Here is a 15,928-nt window from a genome sequence, read left to right on the forward strand (position 1 = left end):
TCAGGCGGCCCAGGGGACCCCGCCGTCCGGGGTGAGCAGCACCTTGACCGCGCGGCGCTCGTCCATCGCCCGGTACCCCTCGGCCGCGGCGTCGAGCGGCAGGATGAGGTCGAACACCTTGCCCGGGTCGATCCGCCGCTCGACGATCAGCCGGATCAGCTCGGGCAGGTAGCGGCGTACCGGCGCGGGGCCGCCGTGCAGGTGCACCAGGGACTCGAACAGCTCGTCCCCGGGCAGCGCGACGTCGTGGGCGAGGCCGACGAACCCGACGTGCCCGCCGGGCCGGGTGGAGCGGATCGCCTGCACCATCGACTCCTGGGTGCCGACCGCCTCGACCACGCTGTGCGCGCCGAGCCCGCCGGTCAGCTCCCGGATGCGGGCCACGCCCGCCTCGCCGCGCTCGACGATGATGTCGGTGGCGCCGAAGTGCCGGGCGAGCTCCTGCCGGGTCGGGTGGCGGCTCATCGCCACGATCCGGTCCGCGCCGAAGTGCCGGGCGGCGAGCACCGCGCACAGCCCGACCGCGCCGTCGCCGACCACGACCACGGTCTTGCCCGGCCCGGCCTCGGCGGCGTCCGCCCCGAACCAGCCGGTGCCGAGCACGTCGGAGGCGGCGAGCAGGCTCGGCACCAGGTCCGGCTCCGGCGACTCGGGCGTCGGCACGAGGGTGCCGTCGGCGAGCGGGATGCGGGCGAGCTGCGACTGGGTGCCGATCGTGGCCATGAGCACCCGGTTGACGCACCCGCTCTGGTAGCCGGACCGGCAGATCTCGCAGGTGTTGTCGGAGGCCCAGAACGAGCCGACCACGAACATGCCGGGCTCGAGCGTGGTGACCGCGTCCCCGACCTCCTCCACCACGCCGACGTACTCGTGCCCCATCGGCCGCGGCGCGGGCACCTCGTCCGCGCCCCGGTACGGCCACAGGTCCGAGCCGCAGATGCAGGTCGCCACGAGGCGGATGATCGCGTCGGTCGGCTCCTCGATCACCGGATCGGGCCGGTCCTCGACGCGGACGTCGTGCGGTGCGTACAGAACGGCTCCATGCATGATCGTGCCCTCCAGGGTCGCCGGGTGCCGGGACGGCCGCCGGGCGGCGGACGCCGTGCCGTACCGGGGTTGCGGGGTGACCGGCACGAGCGTCGCCGGTGGGCGCGCGGGCGGCCGACCGGCCGGCGTTCGGGTCGTCGTCCGGCTCGGTGTTCAGCTGGGGCCGCGTCCGGTCGCTCGGGTACGGCGCGCCGGTCTGGTACGGCCCGCTCGGCGCGACGTGCGAGACGCGGCTCACGCCGCCCCTACCCCTGAGCGGGCACACCTCGCGAACCGGACGGCAATGCTTGGCCGTACCGGGGCGGCGGGAGGCGATCGGCCGGGGCCGGAGACGGGATGAGGCCGGAGCCCTCGGTCCGGGGAAAGGGCTCCGGCCTCGCGGAAGGGGAACACGGCTCGGTGGAGCCGCCCCGGGAGGGCCGGCGGTGCGGGGAGCGGGCCCGGATCCGGCCCTCGTGCCGGGTCTCAGGGGCGCTTGCGCGCCGATCGAATGAGCGGAACCCGGCCCGCGCGGGAACCGCCGCCGTCGTCGGGGTCGCGGAGGTGCAGGAGCCGCACCGGCAGGCGGTCCCGGACATGCGGCTGCGGAATGTTCGGTCGCACGTTGCCGAGCATCGCCTGGGTGTCCGCGCCCGGATGCGGCGAGTCCCACGCGAGCGGTTCGAGGTCGTCGAGGACGACCGGCATGCCCGTCACCCCTGTCTGCCGGCGGGTTGCTCCCTTCTGATGGGTGAGTCGGGAATTGCGTGGAAAAAGTTCTGAACCGGGCAAAAAATCACTCGCGGTGACGGCGGTATCCGATCGCGTGCCGGCGATCCTGTGGCGGCGGTGTGACCGGCTGGAGAAAACGCCGGTGGGCGGGTACGGGACAGGCCGGACCCGCGGTGGCGGGCCCGGCCTCGGAGAACGCCCGGAGGTCCGGGTCAGAGGTTGTTGAGGTAGGCGAGGGACGGCATGAAGAAGTACTCGCCGCCCTTCATCGTCACCGTCTGGGGGACCTGCGGCAGCGGCGGGGAGAGCTCGTTGCCGCCCCAGGCGAGGGGATAGCGCACGGGCACGTCCCTGGCGCCCTGGCCGATCAGGGGGTCGAGCCCGGTGCCGGACCGCGGGAAGTCGGGGTTGTTCGACCAGGCGCGCTGCATGAACTCGAACTGCCGCACCAGGCTGGAGTTGAAGGCCATGAACAGCAGGCCGACGCCGCCGGTCGGCCGGGTCTCCGGCGGGGCGTCGTCCCAGGGGTTGTCGGTGCGCACGCCGTACGTCTGGCCGCGGCGGGCCATCATCACGCCGAGCGTGCGCTCCGTGCCGCCGTCCTTCGACTCCCGGGGCGTGGTCTTGCGGATGTGCGCGAAGACCGGGCACTTGTTGCCGGGGTCGCCGTCGTAGTTGAAGTCGTTCACCGCGGGGGAGGGGTCCTCACCGGGCTTGGCGTACAGCCGCAGCGGCGTGCCGTCCCGGAACCGGCCCACGAGCATGGCGCCGGCGCGCTTGCGGTCCTCGCCGGTGAGCCCGAGCCGGTCGGCGAGCTGCTCCTCGGCCTGGCGGAACGCCCGCACGTTCTGCTCGAGCTTGCGGAAGACGAAGTAGCTGCCGAAGTGCCGGTTCGGGTTCGGGGCGAGGGGGTCGGCCACCAGCACGTGGCGCAGCGGGAAGAACGGGTTCCAGTTGTCCTTCGGCTCCGCCGCGACCTGGTCGGCGAGGAACAGCGGCTGGCTGCGGCCGTCGACGTACCCGAAGTGCTCGATGCCCTCGCCCTCCGGGTTGCGCTGGCCGAGCCCGGTCTCCTCGCCGAGAATCCGGGCCGTCGGCGGCAGCAGCTCGAGGATCGTGGCGCGGGTCGCGGCGACCGGCTCGGGGGTGGCGTCGCCGATCAGGATGACGGCGTGGATCTCCTCCCGGTACGGCTCCTCCCACTCGGCGACCGGCGGGTCGTTCAGCGTGCTTGTGCGCCGTTTCATTCCGGCCTGGAAAGCGTTGTCGGTGAAGAGATCCGTCGCGTCACCGATTTGGCGGTAACCCGCCTTGCTGATGCCGACCCCGACGTACGTCGTTCCGCTTATTTGCGACATGCGGAACGAGCGGAGTTCGCGTAGATGCTCCTTCGCCGATTTCATGAGCGGAACCAGGCGCCGCAGGAATCGCCGCCCGTCGCCGCCGTCGCCGAAGTGCAGGAACAGTACCGACAGGTGCTCCCGGACATGCGGGTGCAGGATGTTGGCCTGCAGGGTTTCGAGCATCTCCTTGGTGTCCTCGTCCAGATCCGGCGAGTTCCACGCGAGAGGCTCGGTATTGTCGAGTTCGACCGGCATGCCCTTTTATCCCCTTTCTTTGATAAAGACCTTCCTCCTTTCTGCGTAAGTCCCCAGTGATTGGGGCATGCTTTTGGCTCGGTGGGTAAAATTACGCACAGTAACGGCCGGTGAGGCCGCCTCAGGCGGGTTCGCCTCCGGCGGCGTCACCGGCCCTGTGCCAGCTCCGCGCGCAGCTCGTCCGGTGTGGTGACCGGGGCGCGGCAGGTGAAGCGGCGGCAGACGTACGCGGCCGGGCGCCCGTCCACCAGGCCGCGCGCCTCGAGCAGCGGCACCTCGGCCCGGCCGTCGGCGGGCTCGCCCAGCGCGATCGCCGCCCCCGGCACGTCGGCGAGGAACGCGGCCCGGTGCAGCTCCGCCGTACGCGGATCGCCCGCCGGGCCGACCACCGCCACCTCGACCGGCCCGGCCTGGGCGGCCTGGGCGACCGCGAGCCCCCACCCGGCGAACCGGGCGAACTTCGCGGCGAGCGTGGAGACCACGCCGAGCGCCGACTCGGCCGCCTCCCGGTGCCGCGCCGACCCGGTGAGCGCGGCGTAGGTGAGCAGCGCCCCCGCGGCCGCCGTGGTCCCGGACGGCGCGGCGTTGTCGGTCGGGTCCTGCGGGCGCTGAAACAGCTCGGCGCCGCCGTCGTCCGGCGTGTCGTAGAACCCGCCCTTGCCGTCGGGGAAGTGCTCGAGCACCACGTCGAGCAGCTCGCCGGCGCGGCGGAACCACCGGGTCTCGCCGGTCACGCCGTACAGGGTGAGCAGGCCCTCGGCGACGTCGCCGTAGTCCTCCAGCACCCCCGCGTTCGGCCCGGGCCGCCCGTCGCGCGAGGTGCGCAGCAGCCGCCCGCCGGCCACGTGCACCTCGTCGAGCAGTACGGCGGCGGCGCGGGCGGCGTCGACGAGGTCCGGCCGGTCGAAGATCACCCCGGCCTCGGCGAGCGCGGCGATGGTGAGCCCGTTCCACGCCGCGACCACCTTGTCGTCGCGGCCGGGCCGTACCCGGGCGGCGCGGGCCTCGCGCAGCGCGGCGCGCACCCGCGCGAACCGCGCGGCCTCGTCGGGGTCGGCCGGGGCCTCCGGGTCGCCGGAGCCGGGCCGGGGGGCGAGCGGGTCGGCGAGCAGCCGCAGCACCGAGGTGCCGCGCTCGAACGTGCCCTCGTCGGTCACCCCGAACACCCGGCACGCCCACGCGCCGTCCTCGTCCCCGAGCACGGCGCGCAGCTCGTCCGGGGTCCAGACGTAGAATTTGCCCTCCTCGCCCTCGCTGTCCGCGTCGAGCGCCGAGGCGAACCCGCCCTCCGGCGTGCGCATCTCGGCGAGCAGCCAGTCCGCGGTCTCCAGCGCGATCCGCCGGGCCAGCGCCAGCTCGACGTCCCGGTCCGGGTTCTCCTCCGCCGGGCGCGCGGCGAGCGCCCGCCACCAGTGCGTGTAGACGCGCAGCAGCAGGGCGTTGTCGTAGAGCATCTTCTCGAAGTGCGGCACGGTCCAGGTGGCGTCCACGCTGTACCGCGCGAACCCGCCGCCGAGCTGGTCGTAGATGCCGCCGTACGCCATCGCGGCCAGCGTCCGGCCCGCGATCCGCATCGCGTCCGGGGTGCCGCGGCGCAGCAGGAACTCGAGCACCATCGACGGCGGGAACTTCGGCGCCGTGCCGAACCCGCCGTGCATCGGGTCGAACTCCGCGGCGAGCGCCCGCTCGGCCTGCGCCAGGTCGTCCGGGGTCGGCAGCGGCCCCTTCGGCAGGCCGGCGTGCTCGGTGAGCGCGCGCACCACGTGGGCGCCCTGGCGGAGCACGCCCTCGCGGTCGTTCCGCCACGCCTCCGAGATCCCGATCAGCAGCCGCTGGAACTGGGCGCGCGGGAAGTAGGTGCCCGTGTAGAACGGGTGCCCGTCCGGCGTGGCGAACACCGTCATCGGCCAGCCGCCCTGGCCGGTCATCGCCTGGGTGGCGGTCATGTAGATCGCGTCCACGTCGGGACGCTCCTCGCGGTCCACCTTCACGTTGACGAACCGCTCGTTCATCAGCGCCGCGGTCGCCTCATCCTCGAACGACTCGTGCGCCATCACATGGCATCAGCGGTCGCGAGAGGCTAACCAGTGGCAGGACGAGTACCCAATGCTGATCAGCATGGGCACGTCCCGCCGCTTGGCCTCTCGCATCGCCTCCTCTCCCCACGGCCACCAGTCCACCGGGTTGTCGGCGTGCTGTAACAGATAAGGCGACGTTTCACCGCGTAGCCGGTTCATACCTCCACCCTGCCACGCCCCCGCCGCGAACCCCACCCGCCGACGCGGACGCGGCAGCCGTACGGCAAAGCCGTACCCGCCCATGCCTGCACGCCTGCGCGCGGCGAACCATGCCGTCCTTACCGGGCGGCCAAGAAAGACCAACCGGCGGCTGCCGGAATGCTTACCGAACGGTTGAGAGCGTGACCGTCGGACCCGCCTGGTGCTCGGTGAATCAGTGACCAAGCGCGCCAGACTTGATCCGCGAGATGAAGGCCGCCCAGTCGGCGGCGCTGACCACGAGCGCGGTTCCGCCCGGATTCTTGCTGTCCCGCACCGCCACTCGGCCCGCCGCCAGGGCGGCGACCTCCACGCACTCGCCGTTCTGCCCCGAATGACTGCTCTTGCGCCACATGGCACCCGACAGATCGATTTCGTACGTCATTGCGCACCTGCCGATTTTCGGCACATCCGGCTCTGCTTACCGGTCAACCCGGTCGCCCGGTCATGCGGGCTGTTCAGGCATGCCGCGAGTCGGCCGGCCGCGGGATCCGTGCCGACCGCGTACTCGCCGCATTCAGCGGCCAAGTACACCCGACTTGATCTGCGAGATGAAGTTCGCCCAGTCGGCTGCGCTGACCAGGAGCGCAGGTCCATGCGGGTTCTTGCTGTCCCGCACCGCGACCTGGCCCTTCGCCACGGCGGCGACTTCCACACACTCGCCGTTCTGCATCGAATGACTGCTCTTACGCCACACCGCTCCCGAGAGGTCCACGTCGGCCATCGGGCATCTCCTTTCACCCGTCGGCTAGGGATTTTGCCGCTCTTATCAGCATAGTTCGCGTGTCCTGAGGGCTGAGGGCCACCGCTCTCAGGTGGTCGAAAGCGTTGACGTAGTTACGGATCTCTTCTGGCTTATCCAGGGAGATACTTCCGCCTATGGTCTCCATGTAAACAACGTCCGTTTCGGACGGTTCCTCGAATTTAAGGATGACGAAGGGCCCGCAGATCCCCGGGTGCGCCCCGACCGTGTAGGGGACGATCTGGATCGTCGTCTTGCCGGCCTCGCTCGCCGTGATCAGGTGCTCGAGCTGGGCGAGCATCACCTTGGGGCCGCCGACCACGCGGTGGATCGCGGCTTCATCGATGATCGCCCAAAGCTGGGGACGATCGGGCTTGTCGAGCACGCGCTGACGGTTCATGCGTACCTCGACGCGCCGCCGGATCTCGTCGGTGTCGAGTTCGAGTGGCCCGCCCTTGCCCAAAGCCATCGCGTAGTCCTCGGTCTGCAACAGTCCTGGGACCACGGCGAGTTGGAAAGTGTGGATGGCGTACGCCTCCTCTTCCAGGCCGATGATGAATTCGTATCGGCTGGGCAGAACGTCGCGGTATGCGTACCACCACCCTCGTTTACGGGACTCCTTGGCGAGTTGAACCAGTGCCGCCAGATGTTCCTCGTCCGTCACCCCGTAGAGGGCGCACATCACCCGGACGTCATTCGGGTGCGGTGCGGTACGGCCGGTTTCGATACGGAAGACCTTGGTGTGATGCCAGTCCAGTTGCCGGGCGACCTCCTCCTGGGTGAGTCCCGCCTCTTCGCGAAGCCTTTTCAGTTCTGCGACGAGCTGACGGCGCCGTACCCGATTCTGTCCGCTCGACATGTGAAAACTCCCTCCCGGCCCGCTCTGAAGCCACTATCGTGATTAGCGCTTCTTGCAGCCCTGCATAAAACGGCATGCAGTGGACCTAGCAACGCAAAGCATGCCACCTATGCGGAGTCACGCGCTGGCGAAGTGCGAAAGGTCGGTTTTGTTCATGACGGCTTCCCAGGCGACGCGCACCGTTGTCTACCTGGTTCAGGCCAGGAGCGAAACGGGCGATTGGAACGATACAGGAGAGTTCGGAGTTGGAAAGTCGCGCGGCGTCCGAATCGTCGCGGAAAGCATTCTTCGCGCATACGAAGCGGGGAATTCGCGAAACTGGCGAATTATCGCCTGGGACGCCTGGACGGTCGAGCAGCTACTCGGCTGCGCTCCGTACCCCGAGCACGACCATCCCGCCGCCCAACTCGCCTGGATCCAGGCGATACGCGAGCACGTGCCGCCTCACGCCGAGGTCACCTCGACACGCAGATCCTGACCCCACTCGCGTCATCCACAGGAGTCCCCCATGCAGTCGCACGAGCTCCCCCTCCCCGACCCGTACGGCCCCCTGACCCCACACCCGTCGATACCGGCCACTCCCCGAGCGGGCCACCCCCATCGCGGATGCGCCTCCCCAAGCGGCCCCACCTCCCAAGACCGCTTCCGAAGCTGCATCGCTCTCCCCGCCATGCCCACATCGGTGGCGACCGCCCGCATGCATACCCGCCACCTGCTCCGCCGCTGGCACCTGGCCACCATCGCCGACGACGCCGGCCTCGTGGTCACCGAACTCCTGACCAACGCAATAAAGGCAGCCGGCCCCATCCCACCCCAGCCCCGCTACCGCGACCTCTACGACCACCTCGCGGTCGTCTGCCTCTGCCTTCACAACCTGACCGACGAACTCCTCATCGAGGTCTGGGACCCGAAGAACAACCCCCCAATCCCCCGCGACGCCACCCCCACCGACGAAGGCGGCCGCGGTCTCCTCTTGGTCGACGCCCTAACCCTCGCCTGGGGCACCCACTGGCCCCACCAAGGCGGCAAAATCGTCTGGGCCACCCTCACCCTCAACTAGCCCTGAGAGCTCCCCCCTGAGGCATCGTCCTTGACCGCCCTGAGATTGCTCCTCACCGTCTCAGTGATCGGATGGCCATCCCCCAGCACCCGCTCTGCATCGGCGAGGGTGCGTTCGTAGAGGGGGATGGCGCGGTTGAGGTCCCCGGCCGCTCCGTAGGCGTAGGCGAGGTTGTTACGTGAGGCCAGGGTGTCGGGGTGGTCGGGGCCGAGGATGCGCTCGCGGTCGGCCAGGGTGCGTTCGTACAGGGGGATGGCGCGGTTGAGGTCCCCGGCCGCTCCGTAGGCGTAGGCGAGGTTGTTACGTGAGGCCAGGGTGTCGGGGTGGTCGGGGCCGAGGATGCGCTCGGTATCTGCGAGGGTGCGTTCGTACAGGGGGATGGCGCGGTTGAGGTCCCCGGCCGCTCCGTAGGCGTAGGCGAGGTTGTTGCGTGAGGTGAGGGTGTCGGGGTGGTCGGGGCCGAGGATGCGCTCGCGGTCGGCCAGGGTGCGTTCGTACAGGGGGATGGCGCGGTTGAGGTCCCCGGCCGATTCGTAGGCGTAGGCGAGGTTGTTGCGTGAGGTGAGGGTGTTGGGGTGGTTGGGGCCGAGGATGCGCTCGGTATCTGCGAGGGTGCGTTCGTACAGGGGGATGGCGCGGTTGAGGTCCCCGGCCGATTCGTAGGCGCCGGCGAGGTTGTTGCGTGAGGTGAGGGTGTTGGGGTGGTCGGGGCCGAGGATGCGCTCGGTATCTGCGAGGGTGCGTTCGTACAGGGGGATGGCGCGGTTGAGGTCCCCGGCCGCTCGGTAGGCGCCGGCGAGGTTGTTGCGTGAGATGAGGGTGTCGGGGTGGTCGGGGCCGAGGATGCGCTCGCGGTCGGCCAGGGTGCGTTCGAACAGGGGGATGGCGCGGTTGAGGTCCCCGGCCGATTCGTAGGCGCCGGCGAGGTTGTTGCGTGAGATGAGGGTGTCGGGGTGGTCGGGGCCGAGGATGCGCTCGCGGTCGGCCAGGGTGCGTTCGAACAGGGGGATGGCGCGGTTGAGGTCCCCGGCCGATTCGTAGGCGCCGGCGAGGTTGTTGCGTGAGGTGAGGGTGTCGGGGTGGTCGGGGCCGAGGATGCGCTCGGTATCTGCGAGGGTGCGTTCGTACAGGGGGATGGCGCGGTTGAGGTCCCCGGCCGCTCCGTAGGCGTAGGCGAGGTTGTTGCGTGAGGTGAGGGTGTCGGGGTGGTCGGGGCCGAGGATGCGCTCGCGGTCGGCCAGGGTGCGTTCGAACAGGGGGATGGCGCGGTTGAGGTCCCCGGCCGATTCGTAGGCGTAGGCGAGGTTGTTGCGTGAGGTGAGGGTGTTGGGGTGGTTGGGGCCGAGGATGCGCTCGGTATCTGCGAGGGTGCGTTCGTACAGGGGGATGGCGCGGTTGAGGTCCCCGGCCGATTCGTAGGCGCCGGCGAGGTTGTTGCGTGAGGTGAGGGTGTTGGGGTGGTCGGGGCCGAGGATGCGCTCGGTATCTGCGAGGGTGCGTTCGTACAGGGGGATGGCGCGGTTGAGGTCCCCGGCCGATTCGTAGGCGCCGGCGAGGTTGTTGCGTGAGGTGAGGGTGTCGGGATGGTCATGTCCCCTCACTTTCTCGATGACGTCAAGTGCGCGCTCAAAACAGTCGATGGCACGGCGGGCATCGCCCTGGCCAATCAGGAAGAGGCCGCTTTCGTTGAACAGTCGCGCAAGGTCGACGGTCTCGGTGTCAGCAGGGGCGTGGGCAACCAAAGCGGCGATGTGCGGGACTAGGGTCCGCCATCGAGGCCAGCTGGTCGGGTCGTTGTACGGGGTCGACGGCAGGGCTGCGCTGATGAGGGTGATGGCCTGGTGCAGGGCGTGACGAATGTCCTCAGGACGGCGGTGGGGGTCGGCGGGATCGGGAGTACGGGTGACGGCCTGCACAAGGCGGTGCACGGTGATGCCCGACCTGTCATTGTTGATCATGTTGTACGCGGACAGTGCGCCGAGAGCCTGCTGGAGTTGTGGAGGTTCGGCGAAGCCCTCGAGCAGTACGTGAGGGATCGCTTCGGGCCCATACCAGGCCAGAACCCGTAGCAGGTCGCCGGCGAGGGGTATACCGGTGAGCTGATCGAGTGTGACCCGCCAGACCCGGGCGATGGTGCGCGCGCTGTCGCCGCCCTGCGCGACCTGCTCGAACATCTGGGCGGGATACCTCTGCAGCAGGCCCAGATACGCGCGTGGCGACAGACGGTTTTGATGGATGTAGGCGCCCGCCTGCTCGATGGCCAGCGGCAGACAGCCCAGCTCGCGCACCAGCTCCTTCGCGCCGTCGAGATCGACGTCGGTGCCGTCATGGGTGACGATCCGGGTCAACAGGTCGACCGCCTCTTTCTCGCTCAACACATCCAGCCGCAACACTGAGGCGCCCAAGCGGTGCCATCCCGCGCCGAGTCGGCTGGTCACCAGCAGCTTCCCGGCTGAGATGCGCCCCATCAGATCAGCGACGTGATCGGGCTTGGTCACGTTGTCGAGCAAGAGCAGCCAGTCGGAGTGGCAGGCGAGCCAGGCGATCGCCCGCTTGGTCAGCGCGGCCGACGGCAGTACGTCGGCGAGTTCCGGCTGCAGTGCCGCCGCCAGCTCCGCAAGCCCGGCTTCGATGGAGGCAGGGCTGTCGGCGATGATCCACCACACCGGGTTGTACGTCCCGGATCTGGCTTTTTTCATGGCGTAACGGGCGGCCAGTGTCGATTTCCCGATGCCGCCCAGCCCGTGCACCGCGGCGACGACGACCCGGCTTTGTCCATCGAGCGCCCGCTCGAGGTCGGAGAGATCCTTTTCACGCCCGACGAACAACTCTGCCTGAACGGGCAGGTTGACGAGGTTCCGCGGAGCGGCCACCTCCTCGACCGGGCGCAACGCCTCGGCGGGCAGCATTGTCTGCCAGTTGACGGTGTTATCACCTGTGGAGATGATCCCGCGGTTCCCGTCTCCCAGCCATACCGCTCGGGAGCCGAGTGTCGCCTCCTCATTCGATCCGTCGGCAGATGGCGGGAACGGCTCGGCAGCGGGTGATGCCCCGGGAGAACGGGCTTCCGAGGGTTTGTCCGATTGCGGGCGACGCCGCCAGAGAGGCCAGGGTGTCATCGCTGGATATTGGTCGTGTTGTCGCCGGTCGAGGCGATCCCGTTGTTGTCACCCGAGATCGTGATCGACCGCCCCTGCGCAGGCGGTGTGTGCCGGCCGTTTCGCTCGTCGCGGCGTTGCCGTTCGGTTCGCAGGCCGTACACCGACGCCCAGAGCCCGGCGACCGCCACGAACAGCCCGAGCACGCTGGCGAGTTTGTCCGCGTCGTCGAGTCCTACGTGGACGAAATGGACGGTCAAGGCCGAGAGCGCCGCCAACGTGACGATCGCCCCGCCCCACATGAACACGCGGCCGCGCATGTCCGTCATCATCGGGCGTTTTGCATGATCACGCAAAGTGTTGACGGTTTGGGCGCCAAACTCGGGCGGCTACCTGTCCGGCTATGTGTACGGCGGCTCAGAGGGTGCGAATCGTGACGTTTTCGGGGAACTGGTCGAGAATGGCTGTTCCGAACAGGAAGTCCGATGTGAGGGACTCGTTTTCGAGTGGTGACGGCGCAGGTTCCCTCAGCCGTCTTGTCGCCGGTACGCCGACCGCGAGGGCTCAGCGTCGCGCCGCCTGCCTGGTCGAACGCTCGGAGATCTCATCCTGTCGATGGTCAGGCCATGATCTTCGAATCGCAAACTAGTCATCCTGAGCGCCGCTCTTGTCCGTGCCGAGCCTGTTCCTCACCGTCTCGGTGAGCCGGGCGACATCACCCGGCGATCGCTCTGCATCGGTGGGGTTGCGTTCGCACAGGGACATGGCGCGGTCGGGGTCGCCGGCCTTCCGGTAGGCGTCGGCGACCGCGATAATGCAAAGAGCCGCCCATACTTGAGGAAACAATGTGAACTTCCCTATGGCCTGCGGCGCAATCCCGGCGGACTCGGCTATGGCGGAGCGGGCCTCGCGGCCGTGAGTGACGCGGACGTTTCCCGGCGGACCGTGCTTTTCGGGATGTGACGGTGCCGCGTAGGCTCGCTGAGCGTGGAGCCGGATCTGGAGTTCGTGAGCAAGCGGGCCGGGCGGGCGCCGGAGGAGCTGACCCGGCGGGACGTGGCCCGGGCGCTGCTCGCGACGTCGTCGGGGAGGGCGCTCGTGGCGTTGCCGGCGCTGCGGCGCGAGATGGAGGAGGCAGGCAACCCGCTGTCGCCGGTGTTCTGGGAGTCCGCGAAGCGGACGCTCATGAGCATCGAGTCCGGTAACGCGACCGTGGGCGACGTGCAGCGGTGGCTGGAGTCCACGGGGACCGAGCCGATGCTGCTCACCCGCGGGTACTTCGTGTGGGCCGACGAGGACGAACGCGGGCCGGTGGCCGCCGAGATGCACCAGCGGCTCGTCGCCTACCTGGAGGAGCAGGTGGCCGCCGGGGTGATCGACCCCGACCGGCTCGCCGTTGACGACGCCGAGGCCCGGGCCGTGTACGAGGAGCTGCAGGAGCGGTGGCTGGAGACGCCGCTGCCGGACGGCCGGGTGCCGAGCGAGGCGGTGCTCGACGAGGAGGACGAGACGCTGCTCGCCGAGCGGCACGAGGAGGAGGCGTACGCGCTGGAGGAGCTGCGCCGCATCCTCGCCGAGCTGCCCGAGCCGCCGCGACCGGACGCCGAGCTGCGCGCCGCCGCGGTACGGCTCCGCGCCGTGCTGGCCGAGCCCGGGTACCCGGGCAACGTGCTGCGCGCCTGCGCGGGGTTCGACGAGCTGCCCATGCCGGAGGACGACGAGGAGCTCTGGCTCGCCGTCGCCGCCGGCATCGCGGGCCCGATCTCCGACCTGCCGGATGACGAGCGCACCGAGGAGCTCGCCGAGCTGAACGGCGAGGTCGGCCGCGAGGAGTCGGCGCTCGCCTCGCTGTGCGGGATCGAGTACGCCGACTGGCTCGCGGCCGTGGCCGCGCTCGCCCGGCGCGGTCCCGGGGTGCTCGCCTCGCCGGAGCGGCTGGCCCGGATGGTCGCCGAGTCCGAGGACGTGGAGATCGACCTCGGCGAGTTCGGCGACGCGTACGGCGACTTCGACGCCGCCGACGACATCGAGGCCACCGAGGCGTTGTTCGCCGCGGTCACCCCGCTGTGGCGGGTGCTCGGCATCGTCGACGCCAACGACGTGCTCACCCCGCTCGGCTGGTGGGGGCTGCCGAAGGCGCTCGAGCGCTCCTGGTCCGCGGACTGACCCCTACGTCAGCGCGCGGGCGGCCCGGCGATCGGGGCGCGCTCGCCGTCGTCCTCGGCCCTGCCGTACGGCACGGCGGCCGTGGGCGGCACCCGCAGCAGGCGGGCCGCCCAGGTGGGCAGCCACCAGTTCCACCGGCCCATGACCGAGACGAACGCGGGCACGAGCAGCGCCCGGACCACGGTGGCGTCGAGCAGGATGCCGACCCCGAGCCCGGTGGCGAAGATCTTCACCTCGGGCTCCGGCGCGGCGGCAAGCGAGACGAGCGCGAGGAAGAGGATGAGCGCCGCGCTGGTCACCAGCCGCCCGGTACGGCCCAGCCCGTACGTGATCGCCGCCGTGGTCGACCCGGTCCGGTCGTACTCCTCCCGCATCCTGGCCAGCAGGAACACCTCGTAGTCCATGGACAGGCCGTACAGGAAGGCGAACACCATCACCGGGATGAACTCCGGCAACGCGCCCGTGGCGGCGAGCCCGAAGATCGGGTCGGAGCCGTAGCCGTACTGCCAGACCAGCACCATCGCCCCGATCGCGGCGGCCACCGACAGCAGGTTGAGCAGCACCGCCTTGAGCGGCAGCAGCAGCGACCGGAACGCGCGGACCAGCACCAGGTAGGTGACCACGGCGATCAGCGCGAGCATCGCCGGGAACGAGCCGTACACCGCGTCGACGAAGTCGATGCTCTGCGCGCCCTCCCCGGCGACCTGCGCGCCCGGCGCGACCGTGCGGCGCACCTCGGTGATCGTCCGCCTGCCCGCCTCGGTGCCGCTCTCCGCCTCGGGGAGTACGGCGAGCAGCGCGGTGCCGTTCGCGCGCCAGTCCGCGGGCGCGGCGACCGTGAGCACGCCCGGCACGCGGGCGAGGCGGGCGGCCTCCGCCTCGGGATCGACGCCGGGCGGCAGGATCACGTCCATCGGGGTGAGCACGCCGGTGGGGAACCCGGCGTCCCGCAGGCTCACCAGGCCCTCGTACGCCGGCCCGGCCTTCGGCAGCGACGAGCTCTGCGGCTCGCCCAGCCGCAGCCCGAACGCGGCGCAGCCCAGCGCCACGAGCAGCACGGCGGTGCCCGCCAGCACCGAGCGGCGGAACCGGATCACCAGCCGGCCCCACGCCTGCCACCGCCGCCCGCCCGAGGCCCCCGGGAGCGCGCTCGCCGCGGTACGGCGCGGCCGGTCCATGCGGGCGCCCGCCGTGGCGAGCACCACCGGCAGCAGGGTGAGCACGGCGAGCACGCTCACCAGCGGGATCAGCGCGCCGCCGTACCCCACGCTGCGCAGGTACGGCACGGGCAGCACCATCATCGCGATCAGACCGAGGCCGACCGCGCCGCCGCTGACCACGACCGAGCGCCCGGCGGTGGCCATCGCCCGGATGACCGCGGCGTCGCCCTTGTGGCCGCGGGCGCGTTCCTCGCGCCAGCGGGTGACGAGCAGCAGCGAGTAGTCGATCGCCACGCCGAGGGCGAGCAGGGCGACGACGTATTGCACGATCATGTGCACGTCGGTGACGCCGGTCAGGCCGTACAGGGCGAGGAAGCTCACCAGGACCGAGATGACGGCGATCACCAGCGGGACGACCGCGAGCACCGAGCCGAACACCACGAGCAGCACCACGAGCGCGCCGACGCCGCCGACCACCACCTCGACGAACACGCTCACGCCCTCGCCCGCGGCCTCGGACTCCGACAGCGCCTCCAGGCCGGTGACCTGCACGGTCGCGCCGGGCGGCAGCGCCGGGCGCATGATCTGCGCGACCGGGCCGGTGAGGTCGTCCCCGCCGAACCCGGAGGTCGGCGAGGTGTAGACGATCCCGAACGTGGTGCGGCCGTCGGCGGACACGAACGCGCGGTCGCCGGTGTCGGGGTAGCTCAGGGTGCGGGCCTGCAGCCGTTCGGCCACCGCGGCGAACGGCCGGGCGATCGCCTCGCGCATGCCCGGGTCGTCGACGGTCTTCCCCGGCGGCAGGCCGATCACCGCGACGAGCGGCGGGTCGTCGCCGCCCGTGCCGTACAGGCGCTGCAGGGTCTGGTTGGCCTCGAACCCGGCCAGCCCGGGCTGGGCGAAGTCCGGCGTCAGCCGGTCCTCGATGCGCGTGGCGGCGAAGCCGCCCGCGACCGCCACGGCGAGCCAGGCGAGTACGACGAGCAGCTTGTGCCGTAGGACGAATGTGGCGAAACGGGTCATGGGCCCCAGTGCACCGGCGTGATCTTCAGTGGCCCTGTGACGACGGTCAGAGCGCTCGGTGAACACGGCCACGATTCGGCCACGCCGTACATCGGGGCCTGGCCGCCGGATATGCACCGGTGTGCACGGTCGTGGGGGTACGGCGCGCCCGCCGGTTGTCCACAGGCCTCGGGTTATCCACAACGTGC

The 15,928-nt window shown here is 70.5% G+C and carries 12 protein-coding genes and 1 pseudogene; 3 read left to right on the forward strand and 10 right to left on the reverse strand.

Features of this window, described 5'->3' with window-relative positions; all coding sequences use genetic code 11:
• From FHX40_RS01480 to FHX40_RS01510, 7 genes and pseudogenes are all read right to left on the reverse strand, one after another.
• Positions 1–1,047 carry a zinc-dependent alcohol dehydrogenase family protein gene (locus tag FHX40_RS01480; RefSeq protein ID WP_142257933.1) on the reverse strand — a complete coding sequence of 349 codons (1,047 nt, stop codon included), beginning with the start codon at positions 1,045–1,047 and terminating at the stop codon, positions 1–3.
• A gap of 465 nt (positions 1,048–1,512) precedes the next feature.
• Complete coding sequence (locus tag FHX40_RS01485; RefSeq protein WP_142257934.1) at positions 1,513–1,734, reverse strand: hypothetical protein; 222 nt, start codon at positions 1,732–1,734, stop codon at positions 1,513–1,515.
• A 236-nt stretch (positions 1,735–1,970) separates the two neighbouring features.
• The gene (locus FHX40_RS01490) at positions 1,971–3,356 is read right to left on the reverse strand and encodes a Dyp-type peroxidase (RefSeq protein WP_142257935.1); all 1,386 of its coding nucleotides are present in this window, start codon (positions 3,354–3,356) and stop codon (positions 1,971–1,973) included.
• 146 nt (positions 3,357–3,502) lie between these two features.
• A pseudogene (locus FHX40_RS01495) lies at positions 3,503–5,593 on the reverse strand (thioredoxin domain-containing protein).
• Positions 5,594–5,807: 214 nt separating this feature from the next.
• The gene (locus FHX40_RS01500) at positions 5,808–6,017 is read right to left on the reverse strand and encodes a DUF397 domain-containing protein (RefSeq protein ID WP_142257936.1); all 210 of its coding nucleotides are present in this window, start codon (positions 6,015–6,017) and stop codon (positions 5,808–5,810) included.
• Positions 6,018–6,149: 132 nt separating this feature from the next.
• Entirely contained in the window at positions 6,150–6,356 is a 207-nt protein-coding gene (locus FHX40_RS01505) for a DUF397 domain-containing protein (RefSeq protein ID WP_142257937.1), read from the reverse strand.
• A gap of 13 nt (positions 6,357–6,369) precedes the next feature.
• Positions 6,370–7,233, reverse strand: a complete 864-nt coding sequence (locus FHX40_RS01510; protein ID WP_142257938.1) for a helix-turn-helix domain-containing protein — start codon at positions 7,231–7,233, stop codon at positions 6,370–6,372.
• A 154-nt stretch (positions 7,234–7,387) separates the two neighbouring features.
• Between FHX40_RS01510 and FHX40_RS01515 the strand changes: the two genes are divergently transcribed.
• Positions 7,388–7,711, forward strand: a complete 324-nt coding sequence (locus tag FHX40_RS01515) for a hypothetical protein (protein ID WP_142257939.1) — start codon at positions 7,388–7,390, stop codon at positions 7,709–7,711.
• Positions 7,712–7,903: 192 nt separating this feature from the next.
• The gene (locus tag FHX40_RS01520) at positions 7,904–8,293 is read left to right on the forward strand and encodes an ATP-binding protein (RefSeq protein WP_142257940.1); all 390 of its coding nucleotides are present in this window, start codon (positions 7,904–7,906) and stop codon (positions 8,291–8,293) included.
• On the opposite strand, the gene fxsT is transcribed toward FHX40_RS01520, so the two are convergent.
• The gene (gene fxsT, locus FHX40_RS01525; protein WP_170198675.1) at positions 8,290–11,202 is read right to left on the reverse strand and encodes an FxSxx-COOH system tetratricopeptide repeat protein; all 2,913 of its coding nucleotides are present in this window, start codon (positions 11,200–11,202) and stop codon (positions 8,290–8,292) included. The two genes, FHX40_RS01520 and fxsT, sit on opposite strands and share 4 nt — an antisense overlap.
• Positions 11,203–11,408: 206 nt before the next feature.
• Positions 11,409–11,711: a hypothetical protein gene (locus FHX40_RS01530; RefSeq protein WP_170198650.1), complete on the reverse strand. Its 303-nt coding sequence runs from the start codon at positions 11,709–11,711 to the stop codon at positions 11,409–11,411.
• Between the two features lie 667 nt (positions 11,712–12,378).
• Between FHX40_RS01530 and FHX40_RS01535 the strand changes: the two genes are divergently transcribed.
• Positions 12,379–13,557 (forward strand): hypothetical protein, encoded by a 1,179-nt coding sequence (locus FHX40_RS01535; RefSeq protein WP_142257943.1) that lies wholly within the window; start codon positions 12,379–12,381, stop codon positions 13,555–13,557.
• Positions 13,558–13,565: 8 nt separating this feature from the next.
• On the opposite strand, the gene FHX40_RS01540 is transcribed toward FHX40_RS01535, so the two are convergent.
• Positions 13,566–15,740, reverse strand: a complete 2,175-nt coding sequence (locus FHX40_RS01540; protein ID WP_142257944.1) for an MMPL family transporter — start codon at positions 15,738–15,740, stop codon at positions 13,566–13,568.
• Between the last annotated feature and the right edge of the window lie 188 nt (positions 15,741–15,928).

The sequence above is a fragment of the Thermopolyspora flexuosa genome, from assembly GCF_006716785.1.
Taxonomy (GTDB): Bacteria; Actinomycetota; Actinomycetes; order Streptosporangiales; family Streptosporangiaceae; genus Thermopolyspora; species Thermopolyspora flexuosa.

Coding starts and splice junctions, on each gene's coding strand:
- FHX40_RS01515 (WP_142257939.1), top strand. CDS start 7,388: ATGACGGCTTCCCAGGCGACGCGCACCGTTGTCTACCTGGTTCAGGCC.
- FHX40_RS01485 (WP_142257934.1), bottom strand. CDS start 1,734: ATGCCGGTCGTCCTCGACGACCTCGAACCGCTCGCGTGGGACTCGCCG.
- FHX40_RS01540 (WP_142257944.1), bottom strand. CDS start 15,740: ATGACCCGTTTCGCCACATTCGTCCTACGGCACAAGCTGCTCGTCGTA.
- FHX40_RS01505 (WP_142257937.1), bottom strand. CDS start 6,356: ATGGCCGACGTGGACCTCTCGGGAGCGGTGTGGCGTAAGAGCAGTCAT.
- FHX40_RS01530 (WP_170198650.1), bottom strand. CDS start 11,711: ATGCGCGGCCGCGTGTTCATGTGGGGCGGGGCGATCGTCACGTTGGCG.
- FHX40_RS01490 (WP_142257935.1), bottom strand. CDS start 3,356: ATGCCGGTCGAACTCGACAATACCGAGCCTCTCGCGTGGAACTCGCCG.
- FHX40_RS01480 (WP_142257933.1), bottom strand. CDS start 1,047: ATGCATGGAGCCGTTCTGTACGCACCGCACGACGTCCGCGTCGAGGAC.
- FHX40_RS01520 (WP_142257940.1), top strand. CDS start 7,904: ATGCCCACATCGGTGGCGACCGCCCGCATGCATACCCGCCACCTGCTC.
- FHX40_RS01510 (WP_142257938.1), bottom strand. CDS start 7,233: ATGTCGAGCGGACAGAATCGGGTACGGCGCCGTCAGCTCGTCGCAGAA.
- fxsT (WP_170198675.1), bottom strand. CDS start 11,202: ATGCTGCCCGCCGAGGCGTTGCGCCCGGTCGAGGAGGTGGCCGCTCCG.
- FHX40_RS01500 (WP_142257936.1), bottom strand. CDS start 6,017: ATGACGTACGAAATCGATCTGTCGGGTGCCATGTGGCGCAAGAGCAGT.